This window comes from Streptomyces sp. sk2.1, from assembly GCF_008120935.1.
In the GTDB taxonomy this organism is placed as follows: domain Bacteria; phylum Actinomycetota; class Actinomycetes; order Streptomycetales; family Streptomycetaceae; genus Streptomyces.
On sequence record NZ_RDBO01000077.1, the window covers coordinates 74,104 to 94,933 of the forward strand.

General features: G+C 71.8%; 18 protein-coding genes. 12 read left to right on the plus strand and 6 right to left on the minus strand.

Annotated features, from left to right (window positions below; translation table 11 throughout):
* Window positions 1–124 precede the first annotated feature (124 nt).
* Together EAO76_RS27605 and EAO76_RS27610 are read left to right on the plus strand one after the other, a co-directional pair.
* Window positions 125–1,261 (plus strand): NYN domain-containing protein, encoded by a 1,137-nt coding sequence (locus tag EAO76_RS27605; RefSeq protein ID WP_262375794.1) that lies wholly within the window; start codon window positions 125–127, stop codon window positions 1,259–1,261.
* Between the two features lie 168 nt (window positions 1,262–1,429).
* Window positions 1,430–2,902: an FAD-dependent monooxygenase gene (locus tag EAO76_RS27610; RefSeq protein ID WP_148838658.1), complete on the plus strand. Its 1,473-nt coding sequence runs from the start codon at window positions 1,430–1,432 to the stop codon at window positions 2,900–2,902.
* A gap of 119 nt (window positions 2,903–3,021) precedes the next feature.
* Here EAO76_RS27610 and EAO76_RS27615 read toward each other — a convergent pair whose 3' ends face one another.
* The 6 genes from EAO76_RS27615 to EAO76_RS27640 form a co-directional block, all read right to left on the minus strand.
* Window positions 3,022–4,089 carry a 2-oxoacid:ferredoxin oxidoreductase subunit beta gene (locus tag EAO76_RS27615; protein WP_148838659.1) on the minus strand — a complete coding sequence of 356 codons (1,068 nt, stop codon included), beginning with the start codon at window positions 4,087–4,089 and terminating at the stop codon, window positions 3,022–3,024.
* The gene (locus EAO76_RS27620) at window positions 4,082–5,908 is read right to left on the minus strand and encodes a 2-oxoacid:acceptor oxidoreductase subunit alpha (RefSeq protein WP_148838660.1); all 1,827 of its coding nucleotides are present in this window, start codon (window positions 5,906–5,908) and stop codon (window positions 4,082–4,084) included. Before EAO76_RS27620 ends, EAO76_RS27615 begins: the two co-directional genes overlap by 8 nt.
* A complete protein-coding gene (locus EAO76_RS27625; protein ID WP_187438816.1) occupies window positions 5,905–6,336 on the minus strand; it encodes a 2-oxoacid:acceptor oxidoreductase family protein in 432 nt (143 codons plus the stop codon). Before EAO76_RS27625 ends, EAO76_RS27620 begins: the two co-directional genes overlap by 4 nt.
* A gap of 396 nt (window positions 6,337–6,732) precedes the next feature.
* Window positions 6,733–7,407, minus strand: a complete 675-nt coding sequence (locus EAO76_RS27630; RefSeq protein ID WP_316248378.1) for a response regulator transcription factor — start codon at window positions 7,405–7,407, stop codon at window positions 6,733–6,735.
* A 239-nt stretch (window positions 7,408–7,646) separates the two neighbouring features.
* Window positions 7,647–9,002, minus strand: coding sequence for a sensor histidine kinase (locus EAO76_RS27635; protein ID WP_148838662.1), 1,356 nt, complete (start codon window positions 9,000–9,002; stop codon window positions 7,647–7,649).
* Between the two features lie 141 nt (window positions 9,003–9,143).
* The gene (locus tag EAO76_RS27640; RefSeq protein ID WP_148838663.1) at window positions 9,144–10,352 is read right to left on the minus strand and encodes a sensor histidine kinase; all 1,209 of its coding nucleotides are present in this window, start codon (window positions 10,350–10,352) and stop codon (window positions 9,144–9,146) included.
* A 201-nt stretch (window positions 10,353–10,553) separates the two neighbouring features.
* Between EAO76_RS27640 and EAO76_RS27645 the strand changes: the two genes are divergently transcribed.
* From EAO76_RS27645 to EAO76_RS44845, 10 genes are all read left to right on the plus strand, one after another.
* Window positions 10,554–10,961 (plus strand): NADH-quinone oxidoreductase subunit A, encoded by a 408-nt coding sequence (locus EAO76_RS27645; RefSeq protein WP_148840342.1) that lies wholly within the window; start codon window positions 10,554–10,556, stop codon window positions 10,959–10,961.
* Entirely contained in the window at window positions 10,952–11,689 is a 738-nt protein-coding gene (locus EAO76_RS27650; RefSeq protein ID WP_148838664.1) for an NADH-quinone oxidoreductase subunit B, read from the plus strand. Before EAO76_RS27645 ends, EAO76_RS27650 begins: the two co-directional genes overlap by 10 nt.
* A complete protein-coding gene (locus tag EAO76_RS27655) occupies window positions 11,686–13,056 on the plus strand; it encodes an NADH-quinone oxidoreductase subunit C (protein ID WP_148838665.1) in 1,371 nt (456 codons plus the stop codon). Before EAO76_RS27650 ends, EAO76_RS27655 begins: the two co-directional genes overlap by 4 nt.
* Window positions 13,053–14,021, plus strand: a complete 969-nt coding sequence (locus EAO76_RS27660) for a complex I subunit 1 family protein (RefSeq protein ID WP_148838666.1) — start codon at window positions 13,053–13,055, stop codon at window positions 14,019–14,021. Before EAO76_RS27655 ends, EAO76_RS27660 begins: the two co-directional genes overlap by 4 nt.
* A complete protein-coding gene (locus EAO76_RS27665) occupies window positions 14,021–14,617 on the plus strand; it encodes an NADH-quinone oxidoreductase subunit I (RefSeq protein ID WP_148838667.1) in 597 nt (198 codons plus the stop codon). The genes EAO76_RS27660 and EAO76_RS27665 overlap by 1 nt, the downstream gene beginning before the upstream one ends.
* Window positions 14,614–15,213 (plus strand): NADH-quinone oxidoreductase subunit J, encoded by a 600-nt coding sequence (locus tag EAO76_RS27670; protein WP_148838668.1) that lies wholly within the window; start codon window positions 14,614–14,616, stop codon window positions 15,211–15,213. The genes EAO76_RS27665 and EAO76_RS27670 overlap by 4 nt, the downstream gene beginning before the upstream one ends.
* Window positions 15,213–15,638: an NADH-quinone oxidoreductase subunit NuoK gene (gene nuoK, locus EAO76_RS27675; RefSeq protein ID WP_148838669.1), complete on the plus strand. Its 426-nt coding sequence runs from the start codon at window positions 15,213–15,215 to the stop codon at window positions 15,636–15,638. The genes EAO76_RS27670 and nuoK overlap by 1 nt, the downstream gene beginning before the upstream one ends.
* A gap of 173 nt (window positions 15,639–15,811) precedes the next feature.
* Window positions 15,812–17,728 (plus strand): NADH-quinone oxidoreductase subunit L, encoded by a 1,917-nt coding sequence (locus EAO76_RS27680; protein WP_399463370.1) that lies wholly within the window; start codon window positions 15,812–15,814, stop codon window positions 17,726–17,728.
* A gap of 27 nt (window positions 17,729–17,755) precedes the next feature.
* The gene (locus tag EAO76_RS27685; protein ID WP_148840343.1) at window positions 17,756–19,303 is read left to right on the plus strand and encodes a NuoM family protein; all 1,548 of its coding nucleotides are present in this window, start codon (window positions 17,756–17,758) and stop codon (window positions 19,301–19,303) included.
* A gap of 113 nt (window positions 19,304–19,416) precedes the next feature.
* Window positions 19,417–20,830, plus strand: a 1,414-nt coding sequence (locus EAO76_RS44845) for an NADH-quinone oxidoreductase subunit N (RefSeq protein ID WP_187438902.1), incomplete at its 3' end; no start/stop codon positions are given.

Sequence of the window (20,830 nt, forward strand, 5' to 3'; positions counted from 1 at the left end):
GCCGAACACGGCCCCGCGAGGTCGGGCCCCGGGCATATCTGCCGATCGGCAGATACCCCGCGGGACCCGTGATCGACAGCCTTGGGTACGAGGACGACGAAGATCCACGAGGAGGCGGTCCGCCATGGTCGGCGCAGTGATCGAGGAGCGGGAGGCCCGCGACGGCAGCCCGGTCACCGGCAAGGGACCCGGTCCGTTCCGGCGCTTCTGGTCCCGGTGGCCGCTGTGGTCCGCGCCCGCAGCGATCGCCTGGTCGGTGCTGTACGGGGCCGCGCACGTGTACTGGGCGTTCGGCGGGGCGGGCTTCCCGTTCGCCCGGGTCCCCGAGGACCGGGCCTCCTCCTCGGTGCTCGACCCGAGCCCGGTCGAGGTGGTCGCCCCGGTGTTCGCGGCGTTCTGCGCCGTCGCTGCGGCCGTCGGAGCCGTGATGCTGCACCAGCAGCGCACGGGGCGCGCGGTGTCCCCGGGCAGACGCAGGGCTCTGCTCGTCTTCGGCTGGCTGACGGCCGGGCTGCTGGCCTTCGGGGTGCCGGACTACACGCTGATCGCCGTGGTCGCGTTCGCACCGGCGCTGGTGGTCTTCGCGTTCACCGGGATCCCTGGGCCGCAGGGCGGGCTGGAGGACATCCTGTACTGGCACCGGGACAACCTGATCATCGTCTTCCTGGGCGGGCTGCTGTGGGCCCTGGCCACCCTCGCCCACCAGCGCCGCACCGCCGACCGGTGCACGAGCTGCGGGCGCGGCGAGCGGGCCGCCGCCTCGTGGACCTCGCCGGAGCGGGCGCTGCGGTGGGGCCGCAAGGCCGTGTGGATCGCGGTGCTGGCGACGATCCCCTACGACCTCACCCGGCTCGCCTGGTACTTCGGCCTGCCCTTGGGGATCACGGACGAGTTCCTGAAGGAGATGCAGGACACCGAGGGCATGCTGGAGATCGGCCTGGGCCTGGGGATCATGTCCACACTGGGCAGCCTGCTCACCCACGGGCTGGTCAGCCGGTGGGGCGAGGTGTGGCCGCGCTGGGTGTGGTTCAAGGCGGGCGGGCCGGTGCATCCGCTGACCGCGATCATCCCGGCGTCGATCGTCTCGTTGGCCCTGCTCCCCGGCTCGATGATGAACTTCCGCAGCGGCTTCGACCCCGAGATGTGGGGGACGAACACGCCCATGTTCTTCTGGGGACTGTGGGGGCTCGCGCTGGGCGCCGCGACGTACTCGTACCACCTGAGGCGGCGCGGCGAGTGCGGCACCTGCGGCCGGGGGTGATCCCCTCGTACGGGGCCGGCGATCCTCACCCTCACCGCCTGAACCGGCCCGGCACACCACCGGCCCCGCCCCGGGGCCAGGGCCGGAACCGGGTCCCGCCCCGGTCCGTCCGGCCCATAGACCCCGGCGCTTTGCGGCCGCTTAAGCCCGGTGGCGGAAGCTGGGACCATGTCTGATCCCATAGTCATTGTCGGTGGTGGCGCCGCTGGTCTGACGCTTGCGTGCGAGCTGGGGCTGGCCGGGGCCGCCACGGTCGTACTGGAGCGCAGGTCCGAGCTCCCGGAACGTTCCGGCGGCATGCTCCTCAACGCACACATCGCGGATTTCCTGCGCAAGAGAGGTCTGGAGGAACGCTTCCGGACACCGGACACTCCCACTTGGGGGCGCAGTCACTTCGGTCTCGTCTACCGGGACATCGACGGCGAACTCGCCGATACCGATTACGACTTGATCGTCCCCCAATGGCGCAGCGAGCAGTTGCTGCGGGAGCGGGCCGTCGAGCTGGGCGTCGAGGTGCGGCTCGGCCAGGAGGTCATCGACATCGAGCAGGACCCGGACGGCGTGACGCTCACGGTGGTCTCGCCGGAGGGTTCCGGCACCCTGCGCGCCTCCTACGTCGTCGGGTGCGACGGCCCCCGCAGCGTCGTGGCCGGTGCGGCCGGCTTCGAGTTCGATCACCTCGCCCCCTCGTACTACGGGGTCATCGCCGATGTCGTCGTGGACGACGAGGCGCAGGCACTGTTCAGGGCGGGCTCGTACCCGAGCGGCCAGTTCGGTGTGCTGCCGGTCAATCCGGCCGACCCGACCGAAGTGCGTTTGATGACGGTGGAGTTCTACCGGGAACCCCCGTCCGACGGGGAGCCGCTCACCGCCGACGAGATCCGCTCCACGATCGAGCGGATCACCGGTCAGGCACCGGATCTGCGCGAGGTGCGGTGGATGACGCGGTACGGGAGCCCCACCCGGCTGGCCCGGAACTACCGCGTGGGCCGGGTGTTCCTCGCCGGTGACGCCGCCCATCCGCATCCGCCGTCCTCCGGGCACGGGATGAACACCGCGGTGCACGATGCGGTGAATCTCGGCTGGAAGCTCGCCGCCGCCGTGCGGGGCCGGGCCCCTTCCGGGCTGCTGGACTCCTATCACCACGAGCGGCATCCCGTGGGACGGCGTGCGTGTCGGCGGGCCCTGGCCCAGATCCCGTTGCAGACGCCGCTCGACCGGGCCGCTCCGCTGCGCGAGATCTTCGCCGAGCTGCTGGAGCTCGACGTGGTCAACACGTTCCTGTCGCAGTACGTCACCCGGGTGCGTTATCCCCTGGCCGTGGAGGGGTCGGCGGATCCGGAGCACGAACTGCTCGGTGCGGTGCTCCCCGACACGACCCTCATGACGTCGGCCGGTGCCGTGGCCACCCCGGAGCTGTTCCGTTCCGGCCGGGGGGTCGTACTGGACCTGTCCGGCGGCCGGGGCGTCCCGGACCTGTCGGCCTGGGCGGACCGGCTGGACGTGGTGGTGGCCGAGCCCTGCAAGGAATTGGGGGCCGATGCGGTGCTGGTACGGCCGGACGGGCATGTCGCCTGGCTCGGCACCGACGGCGCGCACCACGACGGACTGCTGGCCGCCGTCAGGACCTGGTTCGGCTGAACCGGGTCCCGGTACGTCGTCGCCGGACGGGCCGTGGTGTGGCCCGTCCGGCGGGACGGCGGTGAGCGGGTGGTGCGGGTGCCGGTCCGGTGGGTGGCGGTCCGGCGGGTGGTGCCGGGTCAGCCGACGACGGTCCAGTTGTCGTTGCCGGCCAGGAGTGCGCCGAGGTCGCCCTTGCCCTGCTGTTCGACGGCGGTGTCGAGCTGTTCCGCCATGAGGGTGTCGTACACCGGTCGTTCGACGTCGCGCAGGATGCCGATGGGGGTGTGGTGGAGGGTGTCGGGGTCGGCGAGGCGGGAGAGGGCGAAGGCGGTGGTCGGGGAGGGGTTGTGGGCGTCGTGGACCAGGATGCGGTTTTCGTTGTCCGGGGTGACGGTGACGATGTCGAGGTCGCCGGTGTCGGGGTTGCGGACGACGCCCTGGTTGTTGTCGGTGCCGAAGCGGATGGGCCGGCCGTGTTCCAGGCGGATGACCGCTTCCTGTGCCCGGTCCTTGTCCTTGAGGGCTTCGAAGGCGCCGTCGTTGAAGATGTTGCAGTTCTGGTAGATCTCGACGAGTGCGGTGCCGGGGTGGTCGGCGGCGGCGCGCAGCACGCCGGTGAGGTGTTTGCGGTCGGAGTCGATGGTGCGGGCGACGAAGGAGGCTTCGGCTCCCAGGGCGAGGGAGACGGGGTTGAAGGGGGCGTCGAGGGAGCCCATGGGGGTGGATTTGGTGATCTTGCCGATTTCGGAGGTGGGGGAGTACTGGCCCTTGGTGAGGCCGTAGATCCGGTTGTTGAACAGCAGGATCTTGAGGTTGACGTTGCGGCGCAGGGCGTGGATGAGGTGGTTGCCGCCGATGGACAGGGCGTCGCCGTCGCCGGTGACGACCCAGACCGACAGGTCGCGGCGGGAGGTGGCCAGGCCGGTGGCGATGGCGGGGGCGCGGCCGTGGATGGAGTGCATCCCGTAGGTGTTCATGTAGTACGGGAAGCGGGAGGAGCAGCCGATGCCGGAGACGAAGACGATGTTTTCCTTGGCCAGGCCGAGTTCGGGCATGAAGCCCTGGACGGCGGCCAGGACCGCGTAGTCGCCGCAGCCGGGGCACCAGCGGACTTCCTGGTCGGACTTGAAGTCCTTCATGGTCTGTTCGGCCTCGGCCTTGGGAACCAGGTTCAGGAGCTGGTTGGCCGTGTCGGTGTCAGGCATCGATGGCCTCCTTGAGGGCCGTGGCGAGTTGTTCGGCCTTGAAGGGCATGCCGTTGACCTGGGTGTGGCTGTGGGTGTCGGTGAGGTATTTGGCCCGGATGAGGGTGGCGAGCTGGCCGAGGTTCATCTCGGGGATGATCACCTTGTCGTAGCGGGCCAGGATGTCGCCGAGGTTTTTGGGGAAGGGGTTGAGGTGGCGCAGGTGGGCCTGGGCGATGGGCTGTTCGTCGTTGCGCAGGCGGCGGACGGCTGCGGTGATGGGGCCGTAGGTGGAGCCCCAGCCCAGGACGAGGGTGCGTGCGTGGTCGGGGTCGTCGACGGTGAGGTCGGGGACGGTGATGTTGTCGGTCTTGGCCTGGCGGGTGCGGACCATGTGGTCGTGGTTGGCCGGGTCGTAGGAGATGTTGCCGGTGCCGTCCTGTTTCTCGATGCCGCCGATGCGGTGTTCCAGGCCGGGGGTGCCGGGCACGGCCCAGGGGCGGGCGAGGGTCTCGGGGTCGCGTTTGTAGGGCCAGAACACCTCGGTGCCGTCGGCCAGTTCGTGGTTGGGGCCGGTCGCGAACCGGACCCGCAGGTCGGGCAGTTCGTCGGGTTCGGGGATTTTCCAGGGCTCGGACCCGTTGGCGAGGTAGCCGTCGGACAGCAGGAAGACGGGGGTGCGGTACGTCAGCGCGATCCGGGCGGCCTCCAGGGCGGCGTCGAAGCAGTCCGCCGGGGTCTTGGGGGCCACGACCGGGACGGGGGCCTCGCCGTTGCGCCCGTACATGGCCTGCAGCAGATCGGCCTGCTCGGTCTTGGTCGGCAGTCCCGTGGACGGGCCGCCGCGCTGGATGTCGACCACGAGCAGCGGCAGTTCCAGGGAGACGGCCAGTCCGATCGTCTCGGACTTCAGTGCCACACCCGGCCCGGACGTGGTCGTCACGGCGAGGGAGCCGCCGAACGCGGCGCCGAGCGCGGCCCCGATCCCGGCGATCTCGTCCTCGGCCTGGAAGGTGCGCACGCCGAAGTTCTTGTGGCGGGACAGTTCGTGCAGGATGTCGGAGGCCGGGGTGATGGGGTAGGAGCCCAGGTACAGGGGCAGGTCGGCCTGGCGGGATGCGGCGATCAGTCCGTAGGACAGGGCCAGGTTCCCCGAGATGTTGCGGTAGGTGCCCGGGGGGAAGGCGTGGGTGGCGGGGGCGACCTCGTAGGAGACGGCGAAGTCCTCGGTGGTCTCCCCGAAGTTCCACCCGGCCCGGAACGCGGCCACGTTCGCCTCGGCGATCTGCGGCTTCCTGGCGAACTTGCGGCGCAGGAACGCCTCGGTGTTCTCGGTCGGGCGGTGGTACATCCATGACAGCAGGCCCAGCGCGAACATGTTCTTCGAGCGTTCGGCCTCCTTGCGCGACAGGCCGAACTCCTTGAGCGCCTCGACCGTCAGCGTGGTCAGCGGCACCGGATGGACCCGGTAGCCCTCCAGCGACCCGTCCTCCAGCGGGGAGGTGTGGTAACCGACCTTCGCCATCGGGCGTTTGGTGAACTCGTCGGTGTTCACGATGATCTCCGCGCCGCGCGGCACGTCGTCGATGTTCGCCTTCAGCGCGGCCGGGTTCATCGCGACCAGCACGTCCGGGGCGTCTCCCGGGGTGAGGATGTCGTGGTCCGCGAAGTGCAGCTGGAACGACGAAACCCCCGGCAGGGTCCCCGCGGGGGCACGGATCTCGGCCGGGAAGTTCGGCAGCGTCGACAGATCGTTCCCGAACGACGCCGTCTCCGAAGTGAAACGGTCACCGGTGAGCTGCATACCGTCCCCCGAGTCACCCGCGAAACGGATGATCACCCGGTCCTGTTCACGATGATCTCCGCGCCGCGCGGCACGTCGTCGATGTTCGCCTTCAGCGCGGCCGGGTTCATCGCGACCAGCACGTCCGGGGCGTCTCCCGGGGTGAGGATGTCGTGGTCCGCGAAGTGCAGCTGGAACGACGAAACCCCCGGCAGGGTCCCCGCGGGGGCACGGATCTCGGCCGGGAAGTTCGGCAGCGTCGACAGATCGTTCCCGAACGACGCCGTCTCCGAAGTGAAACGGTCACCGGTGAGCTGCATACCGTCCCCCGAGTCACCCGCGAAACGGATGATCACCCGGTCCAGACGACGAATCTCCTTCTCGCCGGCTCCAGCGTGATCGGAGCGGGGGGCGCGCTGTCCCCCGACGAGCGCCTCGCTGGCCTCATCGGCCTGTTCGGCTGGGCTACTGACCTGGCTGGTCACTGAACTGGACCTCCCTCGGGGCGGCGGCTCGGGACCGGCCGGCCCGCCGACGGTCCCCATGGCCCACCCTACGACTGCAAGGGTCCCCTTCCCTGGACCGATCACATGATGGACGTGATCTCGGGACGCGAATCGATCCCTTTTTGTCGCGTTTTGCATGTCCCTCGGCCACCCGGCGAAGCCTTTACGGCCTCATCCTTTGGTGCTAGGACCCCGTCCGCTCCCGCCGGCCTCGACCGGGGTTGGACCGGGGGTGGGCCGGAACGCGTGCGGGCTTCGATCCGGGCGGGCGGTCCCGAGGGCGGCACGTTATCTGACGGGCCGTCAAATATCCATGGGGGCACGACCGCACCGCATGGGGCACGGCCGCACCGCGCGGGGCCGGTCGCGGGCGGGTCAGGAGTTCAGATACGTCAGGACCGCCAGGACGCGCCGGTGGTCCCCCTCGCTGGGGGACAGCCCCAGCTTCAGGAAGATGTTGCTGACGTGCTTCTCCACCGCGCCGTCGCTCACCACCAGCTGCTTGGCCACCGCGGAGTTCGTCCGGCCCTCCGCCATCAGCCCGAGCACCTCGCGCTCGCGCGGCGTCAGCCCGGCCAGGACGTCCTGCTTGCGGCTCCGGCCCAGCAGCTGCGCCACCACTTCCGGGTCCAGCGCCGTCCCGCCCTGCGCCACCCGGACCACCGCGTCCACGAACTCCCGGACCTCGGCCACCCGGTCCTTCAGCAGGTAGCCCACGCCCCGGCTGGACCCGGCCAGCAGCTCGGTCGCGTACTGCTCCTCCACGTACTGCGATAGGACCAGGACCCCGATTCCGGGGTGTTCCTTCCGCAGCCGCACGGCCGCCCGCACCCCTTCGTCGGTGTGGGTCGGGGGCATCCGCACGTCGGCGACCACCACATCGGGCAGGGCGTCCTGCCCCGCCAGGTCGTTCACCGTCTTGATCAGGGCCTCGGCGTCCCCGACCCCGGCGACGACCTCGTGTCCCAGATCGGTCAGCAGCCGGGTCAGCCCTTCCCTGAGCAGCACCGAATCCTCGGCGATGACCACTCGCACCCTGTCCTCCACCATGAAGCCGCTTCCCCCCACTGGTCCGTCCCTGCCGTTCGGTCCGTTCGTACGGTCCCCAGCATCCCAGTATCGGCGGTGCGGTGTCCTCTTCGTCCTGTCGCGCCCGCGGGCGCCGTACGGGCTTCCCGCCGTACGGGCGCCCGCCGTCGTACGGGGCCTGCTGCGCGGGCGCCCGCCGTCGTACGGGCCCTCGTACGGGCCTGCTGCGTGCGGCTCCCGCGCCGCCGTACGGGCCCGGCTCAGCCGCGCCAGGGCAGCTCGGCGGTGATCCGGGTCGGGCCGCCCTGCGGGGAGTCCACGGCCAGCACGCCGTCCACCGCGTCCAGCCGCTCGGTCAGCCCGGCCAGCCCGCTGCCCGTCGAGGGGTCGGCGCCGCCCCGGCCGTCGTCGGTGACCTGGAGCATGAGCCGGTTTCCGGTGCGCCAGACCTCGACGGAGGCGTGGGTGGCCCGGGAGTGCTTGCTCACGTTCTGGAGCAGCTCGGAGACGGTGAAGTACGCGATCCCCTCGATCGCCTGGGCCGGCCGGTCGGCCAGGTCCACGGTGACGGTGACCGGGACGGTGCAGCGGGAGGCGATGGCGGAGAGTGCGGCGTCGAGGCCGCGGTCGGTGAGGACGGCGGGGTGGATGCCGCGGGCGAGGTCGCGGAGTTCCTGGAGGGCGATCTTGACCTCGCCGTGGGCCTCGTCGACCATCCGTGCGGCCGCTTCCGGGTCGGCGGTGAGCTTCTCCTTCGCCAGGCCCAGATCCATGGCGAGGGCGACGAGGCGGGCCTGTGCGCCGTCGTGGAGGTCGCGTTCGATGCGGCGCAGGTCGGCGGCGGCGGTGTCGACGACGACCCCCCGGTCCGACTCCAGCTCCGAGACCCGGGTCGCGAGCCGGGACGGGCCGAGCAGCCCGCGCACCAGAGCCCGCTCCACGCCCGCCAGCGCCCGGATGACCCACGACATGACCAGCAGGAGCACCAGACCGATCGCGAAGGACAGCACCAGATCGACGGGGGTGTCGATGGACGTCGTGTGGTTGCGGTCGGAGTACACCTGGATGCCGTCGCCGGTCAGGTCCGAGGGGAGGGCCCAGTGCCACAGCGGATACGTGACGACGACCCAGCCGCAGGTCCAGAGCGGCACCACGAGGGAGAAGACGACCAGCGCCCACGGCAGGTGCAGCAGCGAGTAGACCAGGTGCCGCCAGGACGTCCCGCTCTTCAGGGACGCTCCCATCCACGACATCAGGCCGCCGGTGGCCCCGCGCACCGGCGCCGGGGCCGCCACGTCCACCCCGAGCAGGGCCCGCGCCCGCGCCCGCTCCAGCGCGCCGAAGCCCCGGCACAGGGCCAGCGCGCCGGCCAGGATCGGGACCCCGAGGAAGGTGACCAGTGTCCCCACGCCGAGTGACATCAGGACGATCGAGAAGCTGAACAGGACCAGGCTGATCGGCAGGCTCAGCACCAGGTACGTGAACTCGCGCCAGGTCCTGCCCTCGAACGGGGCCCGCAGCGCGGCGGGCAGCAGTCGCTTCAGAGGGGAGGTCTCCCCGGAACCGGCCCCGGACCGCTGAGGGTCCCGCGTGTCCGGTCCGTATGCCGTGGCCATGGGTGTGTCCGTTTCCTCTCGGTTCCTGCTGTTGCTCGGGGTGCCGGTGGCGCGTGTCGCCGACGTGTGCCGCCGGTGCGTGTCGCCGGTGGTGCGTGCCGCTGTCCGTGTGCGGGGTGCTGCCGCTGTCCGTGCGGGTGCTCAGCCGTGCCGGAGGCGTTCGGCCCCGGCCTGTTTGGACAGGTCGCGGTCGCGCCAGGGCAGCTCGGCGGTGACCGTGGTGGGCCCGCCGACCGGCGAGTCCAGGACGAACAGCCCGTCCACGGCGCCCAGCCGTTCGGCCAGCCCCGCCATCCCCGTACCGCCGTCCATCCTGGCGCCGCCCCGGCCGTCGTCGGTGACCTGGAGCATGAGCCGGTTTCCGGTGCGCCAGACCTCGACGGTCGCCGAGCGCGCCGCGCTGTGCTTGCTCACGTTCTGGAGCAGCTCGGAGACGGTGAAGTACGCGATCCCCTCGATCGCCTCCGCGGGGCGCGCCGGGAGGTCCACACTCACGGTGACCGGGACGGTGCAGCGGGAGGCGATGGCGGAGAGTGCGGCGTCGAGGCCGCGGTCGGTGAGGACGGCGGGGTGGATGCCGCGGGCGAGGTCGCGGAGTTCCTGGAGGGCGATCTTGACCTCGCCGTGGGCCTCGTCGACCATCCGTGCGGCCGCTTCCGGGTCGGCGGTGAGCTTTTCCTTCGCCAGGCCCAGGCCCATGGCGAGGGCGACGAGGCGGGCCTGTGCGCCGTCGTGGAGGTCGCGTTCGATGCGGCGCAGGTCGGCGGCGGCGGTGTCGACGACGACCCCCCGGTCCGCCTCCAGCTCCGCGATCCGGCGCTCCAGCTCGTCGGAGGGCGAGAGCAACCCGCGCACCATCGCCCGGTCCGCGTTGCCGAGGAACCGCGTGACGTACGGGAGCACCGGCCACAGCACGATCAGGCTCACCAGCGTCACCCCGAAGGCGACCACGCCCCAGGGCAGCCGGATGAAGCAGTAGAGCACGGCCCGCCAGCCCACCGGGTCCTTGATGCTCGACCACAGCCACGGGAAGAACCCCGTCTCCCGGCGCGACAGGACCATCGGGCTCGGCTCGTCGATCCGGACCCCGAGCATCGCCCGCGCCCGGCCCCGCTCGACCCGGCCGATCAGCCGCGCCCCGTGCAGCGAGACCGCGAGCAGGGGCAGACCGACCACGGTGACCGTGAGCGCCACGCCGACACCGATCATGCACACCGCGTAGACAAACCAGACGATGGTCAGCGGCAGGTCGGCCAGGAGATGACCGATCTCCTTCCACGTCCATCGATCGGGGATGATGCGGGCGGGCGGTGGCCGGTCTTCGTCCGGCACCTGGGGGCTCATGGTCATGCGTCCAGCCTGCCGGTACGGATCGGCGCACGCCATGGGGCTCATGGGTGGGGCGGGGTGGGGATAACCCCACCCCGGGGCATTCCCGGAGGACTCTTTTGCCCGATGCGGCTGCTTACCCGCCCTTTAACAGGGCCTAGACTCCCGTGCGTACAGATCACCGTACGGATTCCAGGGGAGCGAGGGGCGGACGTGGCGGACCTGCCGGACCTGCCGGAATCGACACCGGCCGTTCTCGCGTCGGACTACTTCGACGGATATTCAGTGGTCGGACTGCTCGCCGTGATCGGCGTGCTGTTCGTCGCCGTGGCCTTCGGGGCCGGCCGACTGCTGCGCCCCGTGGTGCCGACGCCGGAAAAACTCCTGACGTACGAATGCGGCGTGGACCCGGTGGGCGAGGGCTGGGCACACACCCAGGTCCGTTATTACGTCTACGCCTTCCTGTACGTGATCTTCGCCGTCGACTCGATCTTCCTGTTCCCGTGGGCGACGGTATTCGCCGCGCCGGGATACGGGGCGACGACGCTGATCGAAATGTTCATCTTCCTCGGTTTCCTGGCCGTGGGACTGCTCTACGCATGGAAGAAGGGCGTCCTCGAATGGACGTGACCAGCACGCCGTCCGACGGGGCGGACGAGCAGCAGCCCGTGCCGACCTTCCTGCCGGAGCCCAAGCGGCTCGGCGTCCTGTCGCGCCTGGCACCCGAGCCGATGAAGGTGGTCCTGAACTGGGGCCGCCGCTACAGCCTCTGGGTCTTCAACTTCGGACTCGCCTGCTGCGCCATCGAGTTCATCGCCGCCTCCATGGCCCGGCACGACTTCATCCGGCTCGGTGTGATCCCGTTCGCCCCCGGCCCGCGCCAGGCCGACCTGATGATCGTCTCCGGCACGGTGACGGACAAGATGGCCCCGGCCGTGAAGCGGCTCTACGAGCAGATGCCCGAGCCCAAGTACGTCATCTCCTTCGGCGCCTGCTCCAACTGCGGCGGCCCGTACTGGGACTCGTACTCCGTGACCAAGGGCGTCGACCAGATCATCCCGGTCGACGTCTACGTCCCCGGCTGCCCGCCCCGGCCCGAGGCGCTGCTCCAGGGCATCCTCAAGCTCCAGGAGAAGATCGCCCGCGAGTCGCTGGGGGAGCGGTACGCGACGGGCGGCGGCCGGCCCTCCACCGCCGCACTGCGCAGTGGCCTGATCGCCGCCCCTCAGGCCCCGGGAGCCCCGCAGAGCTCGGAAGCCCCGCAGGCTCCTGGTGACCCGCGGGCTGCGGGGACGGATGACGCGCGGCCTTCGGGAGCGGACGGCGAGCGAAAGACCCCGGGAGAGGACCGCGCATGACCGGCAACGACGCCGCCGACGCCCACGACCGGCTGCCGGACGCCGCCGCCGAGTTCTTCGGCGAGGGCGCGACGGCCGAGCACGCCCACGAGCTGCTGACCGTCGACGTACCGGCCGCCTCCTGGATCTCCGCCCTCGAAACGGCCCGCGACCGGCTGGGCTGCACCTACTTCGACTGGCTGAGCGCGGTCGACGAACCGGGCACCGGCTTCCGGGTCTGCGCCCATGTCGTGGCCCTGACCGGCAAGGGGGTCCGGCGGCTCCTGATCCGTACGACCGTTCCGCACGAGGCCGCCGTCCTTCCCACGGCCGTCGGCGTCTACGCGGGCGCCGCCTGGCACGAGCGCGAGACCCACGAGATGTTCGGCATCGGCTTCGAGGGCCACCCGCACCTGGTGCCGCTGCTGCTGCCCGAGGGGTTCGAGGGGCACCCGTTGCGCAAGGACTTCGTGTTGGCGGCACGCGTCGCGAAGGCGTGGCCGGGTGCGAAGGAACCGGGCGAGTCGGAGCACGGCGGCGCGAAGCGGCGCACGATGCTGCCGCCCGGTGTCCCCGACCCGAACGAGTGGGGCCCCCTGAAGGGGCAGCTCCCGCCCGCCCCGTCCCGCCCGGCCCGCACCCCGCGCGCGGCGGGCGACCGCCCCGTGCGCCGCAGCCGCAGCGCGAGCGAGGGCTCGGCGGGCCGACGCGCCGCGACGGCCGCCCCGGAGACGGGTGCTCCGGAGACGGGTGCTCCCGAGGCCGCCGCCCCGGATGCGGGTGCCCCCGGCGCGGGCGCGGCGCCCGCCGCGCGGCCGCGCCGCAACCGCAGCGCCTCGCAGGGCTCGGCGAGCCAGCACAGTGAGCCGTCCCCCGCACCGGACGCACCGTCCTCCGCCCCGGACAAGCCGTCCCCCGCCCCGGCAAAGCCGGGCACGGGCACGGATACGGGTACGGGCACGAGCGATGCCCCCTGGCACCACGCCCGCCCGGCCTTCGACCCGGACACACCCCCCGAGGCACCCGGGACCCTTGGGACCCCTGGGACTCCCAAGCCTTCCGAGGCACCTGGGGCCCCTGGGACTCCTGAGACGCCCGGGACCTCCGAGACTTCCGAGCCCCCCGAGGCGCCCGAGACTTCTGAGCCTTCTGAGTCCTCCGAGGCGCCCGAGACTTCTGAGTCCTCCGAGGCGCCCGAGACTTCCGAGCCCTCCGAGGCGCCCGAGACTTCCGAGCCCCCCGAGGCGCCCGGGACCTCCGGGACTCCCGAGGCCCCCAGGACTCCCCGAACCCCCGAATCCACCGAATCCACCGAATCCACCGGAACCCCGGAAACCCCCGGGGCCCCGGAGACTCCCGACACTCCCGCCGGAGGCGATACCGCGTGAACGACGTACTCGACGTCGCCCTCCGGCTCGTCATCGTCTTCGCCGTGTTCATGGTCCTCCCGCTCGTCGTGGGGCAGACCGAGCACAAGGTGATGGCCCACATGCAGGGCCGCCTCGGCCCCATGTACGCGGGCGGCTTCCACGGCTGGGCGCAGCTCGTCGCGGACGGCGTGAAGTTCGCGCAGAAGGAGGACATCGTCCCGGAGCGGGCCGACCGCAGGGTCTTCCAGCTCGCCCCGGCCGTCGCGCTCCTGCCGTACCTCCTCGTGCTCGTCGCCATTCCGGTCGGGCCCGGCGAGGGTGCGGTCGGGCAGGCCGTCGACGCGGGCATCTTCTTCGTGCTCGCCGTGATGGGCGTCGGGGTGCTCGGCTCGCTGATGGCGGGCTGGGCCTCGGCCAACAAGTTCTCCCTCCTCGGCGGCCTGCGCACCGCCGCCCAGCTGCTCGCGTACGAACTGCCGATGCTGCTCGCCGCCGCGTCCGTCGCGATGGCGGCCGGGACGGTCTCCCTCACGGGCATCCTCGACGCCTTCGAGTGGTGGTGGCTGCCCTGGCAGATCGTCGGCGCCCTGGTCTTCTTCGTGGCCGGGCTCGCCGAACTCCAGCGCCCGCCCTTCGACATGCCGGTCGCCGACTCGGAGATCATCTTCGGCGCGTACACCGAGTACACCGGGCTGCGCTTCGCGCTCTTCCTGCTCGCCGAGTACGCGGGCATCGTCGTCCTGTGCGCGCTGACCAGCGTCCTCTTCCTCGGCGGCTGGCACGGCCCGCTCGGCGCCGACGGACTCGGCTGGGTCTGGACACTCCTCAAGACCGCGGTCCTGGCCTTCGTCGTCATCTGGCTGCGGGTGACCTACCCCCGGCTGCGCGAGGACCAGCTGCAGAAGCTCGCCTGGACCACCCTCGTCCCGCTCGCCCTCGCGCAGATCGCGCTCACCGGCATCGTGAAGGTGGCGATCAACTGATGACCGCGTCGCACCCGTCCTCCCGGCCCCGCATCCCCGGCTCCGGCCTGGCCAAGGGGCTGGCCGTCACCCTGCGGACGATGACACGGAAGACGGTCACCGCCCAGTACCCCGACGTCCAGCCCGAACTCCCGCCCCGCTCCCGCGGCGTCATCGCGCTGTTCGAGGAGAACTGCACGGTCTGCATGCTCTGCGCCCGCGAGTGCCCGGACTGGTGCATCTACATCGACTCCCACAAGGAGACGGTGCCCGCCGCGGCCCCCGGCGGACGCGAACGCAGCCGCAACGTCCTGGACCGCTTCGCGATCGACTTCTCGCTCTGCATGTACTGCGGCATCTGCATCGAGGTGTGCCCCTTCGACGCGCTGTTCTGGTCACCGGAGTTCGAGTACGCGGAGACGGACATCCTCGACCTCACCCATGAGCGCGACAAACTCCGCGCCTGGATGTGGACGGTGCCCGAACCGCCCGCGCTCGACCCCGGCGCCGAGGAGCCGAAGGAGATCGCCGCCGCCCGCAAGACCGCGGAGAAACTCGAAGCCCAACGCGCCCAGGAAGCCCGGCAGGACCAGAAGGAAGCAGAGGGGGAGGAGTGACACTCGCAGCCACCGCGGTCACTGCGGCAACAGCGGTCACCGCGACCCCCGCGACCACCACGGCCCCCTCCGGCTTCCTCTCGCCGACCGGTGTCGAGATCGCCTTCCTCCTCGTCGGCCTCGCCACCCTCGGCGCGGCCCTCGTCACCGTCACGACCAAGCAGCTGGTGCACGCCGCCCTCTGGCTGGTCGTGGCGCTCGGTGGGCTCGCCGTCGAGTACCTCCTGCTCACCGCGGAGTTCATCGCCTGGGTGCAGGTACTGATCTACGTCGGTTCCGTGGTCGTCCTCCTCCTCTTCGGGCTGATGCTCACCAAGGCCCCCATCGGCCGCTCCCCGGACGCCGACTCGGGCAACCGGCGGGCGGCCATCGGCGTGGCGGTCGCCGCCGCCGGCGCACTCGTCTGGGTCGTCGTCGACGCCTTCCGCACCACCTGGATCGACCTGGACGGACCGGCCCGGGGCTCGACCGAGGTCACCGGCTCCTTCCTCTTCCGGCACTGGGTGCTGCCGTTCGAAGCGCTCTCCGTCCTGCTGCTCGCCGCCCTGGTCGGCGCGGTCGTCCTGTCCCGCAAGAGCGGTAAGGAGCAGAGCTGATGCACCTCGCCTACCCCGCCGTGCTCGCCGCCCTCCTCTTCTGCGTCGGGCTGTACGGCGTGCTCGCCCGCCGCAACGCGATCCTCGTCCTGATGTCCGTCGAGCTGATGCTCAACGCCGTCAACCTCAACCTGGTCGCCTTCGACGTCTGGCTCCGCGACACCCTGCACGCCGGCCAGGCCCTCGCCCTCTTCACCATCGCCGTCGCGGCGGCGGAGATCGGCATCGGCCTGGCGATCGTCCTCGCCGTGTACCGCAACCGAGGCACCTCGGACATCGACCGCCTCCGCGACACCGCCGAGACCGACGCCGCCGAATCCCTCCCCGACGACGGGCCCGGCACCGGCACCGACACCGACACCGGAACCGAAGACCAGGCCACTGCTGCGGCAGGGAAGGCAAAGAAGGCGGAGGCCACCGCGTGACCACCACGACCCTCGCCGTCCTCGTTCCCCTCCTCCCCTTCCTGGGCGCCGCGGCCGGTCTCCTCCTCGGCCCGCCCGTCTCCCGCCACCGCCCCGAGACGGGGCTTCGCGCGCTCCTCTTCTCCCCCGGATACGTACGCCCCCTGGCCGTGCTGCCGACCCTCGCCGCCTTCGTGCTCGCCGTCCTCGTCGCCTCGCGCCAGGGCGGCGGCCGGGCCATCGACGCGGCGACACAGCTCACGCCCACCGGCTCCGTCCCGATCGACCTCGCCCTGCACCTCGACGGCTTCGCCGTCCTCGTCGCCGTCCTGGTCGGGCTCGTCGCCACCTGCGTGCAGATCTACTCGACCGCCTACCTGCGCGACGACCCCCGCTACCCCTCGTACGCCGCGCTCGTCTCCCTCTTCACCTCCGCGATGCTGCTCGTCGTCTACTCCGGCGACGTGATGGTGCTCCTGGTCGGCTGGGAGATCATGGGCATCTGCTCGTACTTCCTCGTCGGCCACTACTGGGAGACGCCCGAGGCCCGCGCCGCCTCCCTCAAGGCGTTCCTGGTCACCAAGCTCGGCGACGTCCCCTTCCTGATCGGCCTGTTCGCGCTCGCCGCGGACACCGGCACGTTCCGCATCACCGGCATCCTGGGCGCCGTCGCCAACGGCGGCCTCGACCACCCCACCCTCATCGCCCTGCTGCTCCTCGCGGGCGTCGCGGGCAAGTCGGCGCAGTTCCCCCTGCACACCTGGCTGCCCGACGCGATGGCCGGCCCCACCCCCGTCTCCGCGCTGATCCACGCCGCGACGATGGTCGCCGCCGGCATCTACTTCGTGGCCCGCCTCCTCCCCGTCTTCGCCGCGTCCGGCGCGGCCCTCGTCGTCCTCGCCGTCATGGCGGCGGTCACGATGATCGGCTCGGGCCTCGCCGCCCTCGCCCAGGACGACATCAAACGCGTCCTCGCCTACTCGACCATCGGCCAGCTCGGCTACATGTCCGGCGCCCTGGCCGTCGGCGACCGCGGGGCCGCCGTCTTCCACCTCCTGTCGCACGGTGCGTTCAAGGCCGTCCTCTTCCTCGCGGCGGGCGTCGTCATCCATGCCGCCGGGACCAACTCGCTGGCCGCCATGTCCCGCATGGGCGGCCTCACCAAGCGCGTCCCGGACGCCTACTGGACGATGACCGTCGCCCTGCTCGCCCTCGCCGCCATCCCGCCGTTCGCCGGCTTCTTCTCCAAGGAAGCCGTCCTCGTCGCCGCCGAGCACACCGCGCTCGGGGACCGGGACGTCGCCCCGGCCGCCGCCGGCTGGACCGTACTCGTCGCCGGACTGCTCGCCGCCGCCCTCACCGCCGCGTACGCCACCCGCCTCTGGCTCCTCGCCTTCCGGGGCCGCGGCGCCGAGGCCCCCGACCACGGCAGGCAGCCCACCGCGATGACCGCCCCCCTGTGGGTGCTCGCCGCCCCCACCATCGCCTTCGGGCTGGCCGCCGGCGCGCTCACGGAGTGGTTCGACGGCAACGCCCTCACCCCGTCCGTGACCACCGCCGTCCTCTCCACCGGCGMCGGCCGGGCGGTGGAGCGGGCCGAGCAGCAGTCGGCCGGGGTCGGCCGGGTCGGGGACCTCGCCGTCGGTCCCGTAGGCGGCGGTGTGCGCCGACAGGGCCTGGGCCTCGACGAGGGCGGGTTCGGGGGCGACGACCGCGCCGACGCCGAACCCGCCCTCGTCGAGGCCCAGGCCCTGTCGGCGCACACCGCCGCCTACGGGACCGACGGCGAGGTCCCCGACCCGGCCGACCCCGGCCGACTGCTGCTCGGCCCGCTCCACCGCCCGGCCGCCGCCGGCTTCCACCTCGACGCCCTGTACACGACGCTCTTCGTCCGCCCCGTCCGGGCCGCGGCGAGCCTCGTCCGCTTCCTGGACCGCGAGGTCGTCGACACCTACGTACGCGGCTCCGCAGCCGGCGTGCGCCTGCTCGGCACCGCCGTCCGCCGCGCCCAGACCGGCAACGTGCAGACCTACCTCGGCGCGCTGCTCGCCGGTTCCCTGGTCCTGGCGATCGCCGCCGTCGTCTTCGCCAACCTCAACGCCGGGTCGTGAGCCGTGATCGATATCAGCGAATCCGTGATGCAGTTCCTTCTCGCGTTCATCGTCGCCGCCCCGCTCCTCGGCGCCGTGGCCGCCCTGCTGCCCGCCCCGCCCGGACTGAAGGGCACCGGCCCCGACCAGGCCGTGCTCCGCCACGGCGTGACCGTCACCGGCGCCGTCCTGCTCGCCGCGATCCTGCTCGCCGCGGGCTTCGACCACGGCCACCCGTCGAAGATGCAGGCCACCACAGACATCAGCTGGATCCCGGCGCTCGACGTCCGCATCCACCTCGGCACCGACGGCATCTCGCTCCCCCTTCTCGTGCTGACCGCGCTGCTGACCTTCCTCTGCGCGCTCCACAGCTACTTCAAGCCGCCCGCGGGCCCCTCCCCGAAGGCATTCGTCGCGCTCCTCCTCGTCCTGGAGTCCGGCACCCTCGCGACCTTCGCCGTCCTCGACCTGATGCTGTTCTTCCTGGCGTTCGAGATGGTGCTCATCCCGATGTACTTCCTCATCGCCCGCTGGGGCGGCGCGCAGAGGCAGGCCGCGGCCTGGAAGTTCATCCTCTACACGCTGCTCGGCTCGGTGATCATGCTGCTGGGCCTGCTCCTCATCGGGCTGAAGAGCGGCACCTTCGACATGGTGGCACTCGCCACTGACAACGGCCGTGGGCTCACCACGTCCGTGCAGGTCATCGCCGTGCTGGCGATCGGCGTCGGGCTCGCGGTGAAGACCCCGATGTGGCCGCTGCACAGCTGGCTGCCCGACGCCCACACCGCCGCCCCGACCGTCGGCTCCGTCCTCCTCGCGGGCGTCCTGCTGAAGATGGGCACCTACGGATTCGTCCGCATCCTGCTCCCCGTCGCCCCCGACGGGATGCGGACCTTCGCGCCCTACCTCGCCGCCTTCGCGGTCGTCGGCGTCATCTACGGATCGCTCGCCTGCCTGGCCCTGGTCCGCCCCGGCTCGAAGGGCGACCTCAAGCGGCTGATCGCGTACTCCTCCGTCGGCCACATGGGCTTCGTGCTCCTCGGCATCGCGAGCATGACGCCCACCGGGGTCAACGGCGCGCTCTTCGCCAACATCGCCCACGGCCTCATCACCGGCCTGCTGTTCTTTCTGGTCGGCGCGGTCAAGGACCGGTACGGCACGGCGGACCTCGACACCCTCTCCGGCGCCACCGGGGCCGCGCTCTACGGCCGGGCCCCCCGCCTCGGCGGCCTCCTCGCCTTCGCCGCCGTCGCCTCCCTGGGGCTGCCGGGCCTCGCCGGGTTCTGGGGCGAGATGCTCGCCCTGTTCGGCTCCTTCGACCCCGCCGACGGCCTCAGTCGCCCGGCCTTCCTCACCTTCATGTCGATCGCCGCGTTCGGCACCCTGCTCACCGCCGCGTACATGCTCATGGTCGTGCGCCGGGTCTGCATGGGCGAGAAGCGTGAGGAGCCGCAGCTCGCCGACGTCCGGGCGTACGAGTTCGCCGCCTGGACCCCGCTCGTCGCGCTCACCGTCCTCGCCGGTCTGTGGCCCGCCGTCCTCCTCGGCCTCACCGACCCGGCCGTGCAGAAGCTCCTCGCAGGAGGCAAGTCGTGACCCCAGCCGTCCTCACCCCGGACGTCGTCACCACCGCGGCCGGGAGCACCACCGGCCCCGTCACCGCCGCGGCCGGGAGCGCCCCCGACCTCGTCACCACCGCGGCCGAGGGCGTGACCGGCCTCGTCCAGTCCGTCGACTGGCTCGCCATCGCGCCCCCGGTCGTGGTCGCGGCCTTCGCCCTGATCGTCCTGGTCACCGACCTGTTCCTCCCCGAGGGACGCAAGCCGCTCCTCGGCCCGCTGGCCATCACCGGGCTCGTCGCCGCACTCGCCCTCCTGGTTCCGCTGCGCTCCGGCGACCGCTCCACCTTCTGCCTCACCGAGGCCGCCGCCGCGACGGGCGGCACCGCGTGCAGCTACACCGCCGACCACTTCGCCCTGGTCATCCAGGCCCTCGTACTCGGCGGCGCCCTGCTCACCGCCCTGCTCTCGGTCGGCGACACCCGCAGGCTCCCGGCGGGCGAGTTCTGGTTCCTGCTGCTGTCCTCCGCGGCCGGCGCCGCCCTCCTGCCCGCCGCCCGCGACCTCGCCACCCTCGTCATCGCCCTGGAAGTGGCCTCGCTGCCCGCCTTCGCCCTCGTCGGCATCAAGCGCGGCGACCGGCGCTCCTCCGAGGCCGCGCTGAAGTTCTTCCTCTCCTCCGTCGTCGCGACCGCCGTCATGCTGCTCGGCGTCAGCTTCGTGTACGCGGCCACCGGCACCCTGCACCTCACCGAGATCGCCGCCCGGCTCGACGACGTGCCCGGCCGGCTCACCACCCTCGCCGGGGCGGGCGTCGCCCTCACCCTGGTCGGCTTCGCGTTCAAGACGGCCGCCGCGCCCTTCCACTTCTGGGTCCCCGACACCTACGTCGGCGCCCCCCTGCCGATCGCCGCGTACCTCTCGGTGGTCGGCAAGGCGGTCGGCTTCTCCGGCCTCGTCCTCGTCACCGTGATCGCGTTCCCGGCGTACGCCGACGTCTGGGGACCGGCCCTCGCCGTCCTCGCCGCGCTCACGATGACGGTCGGCAACGTCGCCGCCCTGCGCCAGGACGCCGGCCGCGCCCGCAGCGCCGTACGACTGCTCGCCTGGTCGTCCGTCGCCCAGGCCGGCTACCTCCTGGTGCCGATCGCCGCGGCCGGGTACTCCAGCGACGAGCACATCGGCTCCACCGTCGCGTACGCCCTCATGTACGCCGTCGTGAACCTCGGCGCCTTCGCGGTGGCCGCCCTCGTCTCCCGTACGAACCCCGGCAACCGGATCACCGACCACCGCGGCCTGTACGCCACCCGCCCGCTCGCCGCCCTGGCGATGGCCTTCTTCCTGCTCTGCCTGGCCGGTCTGCCGCCCGGCATCATCGGCCTCTTCGCCAAGGTCACGGTCTTCTCCGCGGCCGTCGACGCCGGACTCGGCTGGCTCGCCGTCGTCATGGCCGTCAACGTCGTGATCGCGCTCTACTACTACCTCCAGTGGACCGCGACGCTCTTCCGCGCCCCGGCGGGCGCCCCGGGGAAGACCGGGGAGGAGCCCCCGGAGCCCGCGGCCC

What these genes read in the sequence shown, in the direction of transcription:
- EAO76_RS27605 (WP_262375794.1), top strand. Translation starts at nt 125, where the DNA reads ATGGTCGGCGCAGTGATCGAGGAGCGGGAGGCCCGCGACGGCAGCCCG.
- EAO76_RS27610 (WP_148838658.1), top strand. Translation starts at nt 1,430, where the DNA reads ATGTCTGATCCCATAGTCATTGTCGGTGGTGGCGCCGCTGGTCTGACG.
- EAO76_RS27615 (WP_148838659.1), bottom strand. Translation starts at nt 4,089, where the DNA reads ATGCCTGACACCGACACGGCCAACCAGCTCCTGAACCTGGTTCCCAAG.
- EAO76_RS27630 (WP_316248378.1), bottom strand. Translation starts at nt 7,407, where the DNA reads ATGGTGGAGGACAGGGTGCGAGTGGTCATCGCCGAGGATTCGGTGCTG.
- EAO76_RS27635 (WP_148838662.1), bottom strand. Translation starts at nt 9,002, where the DNA reads ATGGCCACGGCATACGGACCGGACACGCGGGACCCTCAGCGGTCCGGG.
- EAO76_RS27640 (WP_148838663.1), bottom strand. Translation starts at nt 10,352, where the DNA reads ATGACCATGAGCCCCCAGGTGCCGGACGAAGACCGGCCACCGCCCGCC.
- EAO76_RS27650 (WP_148838664.1), top strand. Translation starts at nt 10,952, where the DNA reads ATGGACGTGACCAGCACGCCGTCCGACGGGGCGGACGAGCAGCAGCCC.
- EAO76_RS27655 (WP_148838665.1), top strand. Translation starts at nt 11,686, where the DNA reads ATGACCGGCAACGACGCCGCCGACGCCCACGACCGGCTGCCGGACGCC.
- EAO76_RS27665 (WP_148838667.1), top strand. Translation starts at nt 14,021, where the DNA reads ATGACCGCGTCGCACCCGTCCTCCCGGCCCCGCATCCCCGGCTCCGGC.
- nuoK (WP_148838669.1), top strand. Translation starts at nt 15,213, where the DNA reads ATGCACCTCGCCTACCCCGCCGTGCTCGCCGCCCTCCTCTTCTGCGTC.
- EAO76_RS27685 (WP_148840343.1), top strand. Translation starts at nt 17,756, where the DNA reads ATGCAGTTCCTTCTCGCGTTCATCGTCGCCGCCCCGCTCCTCGGCGCC.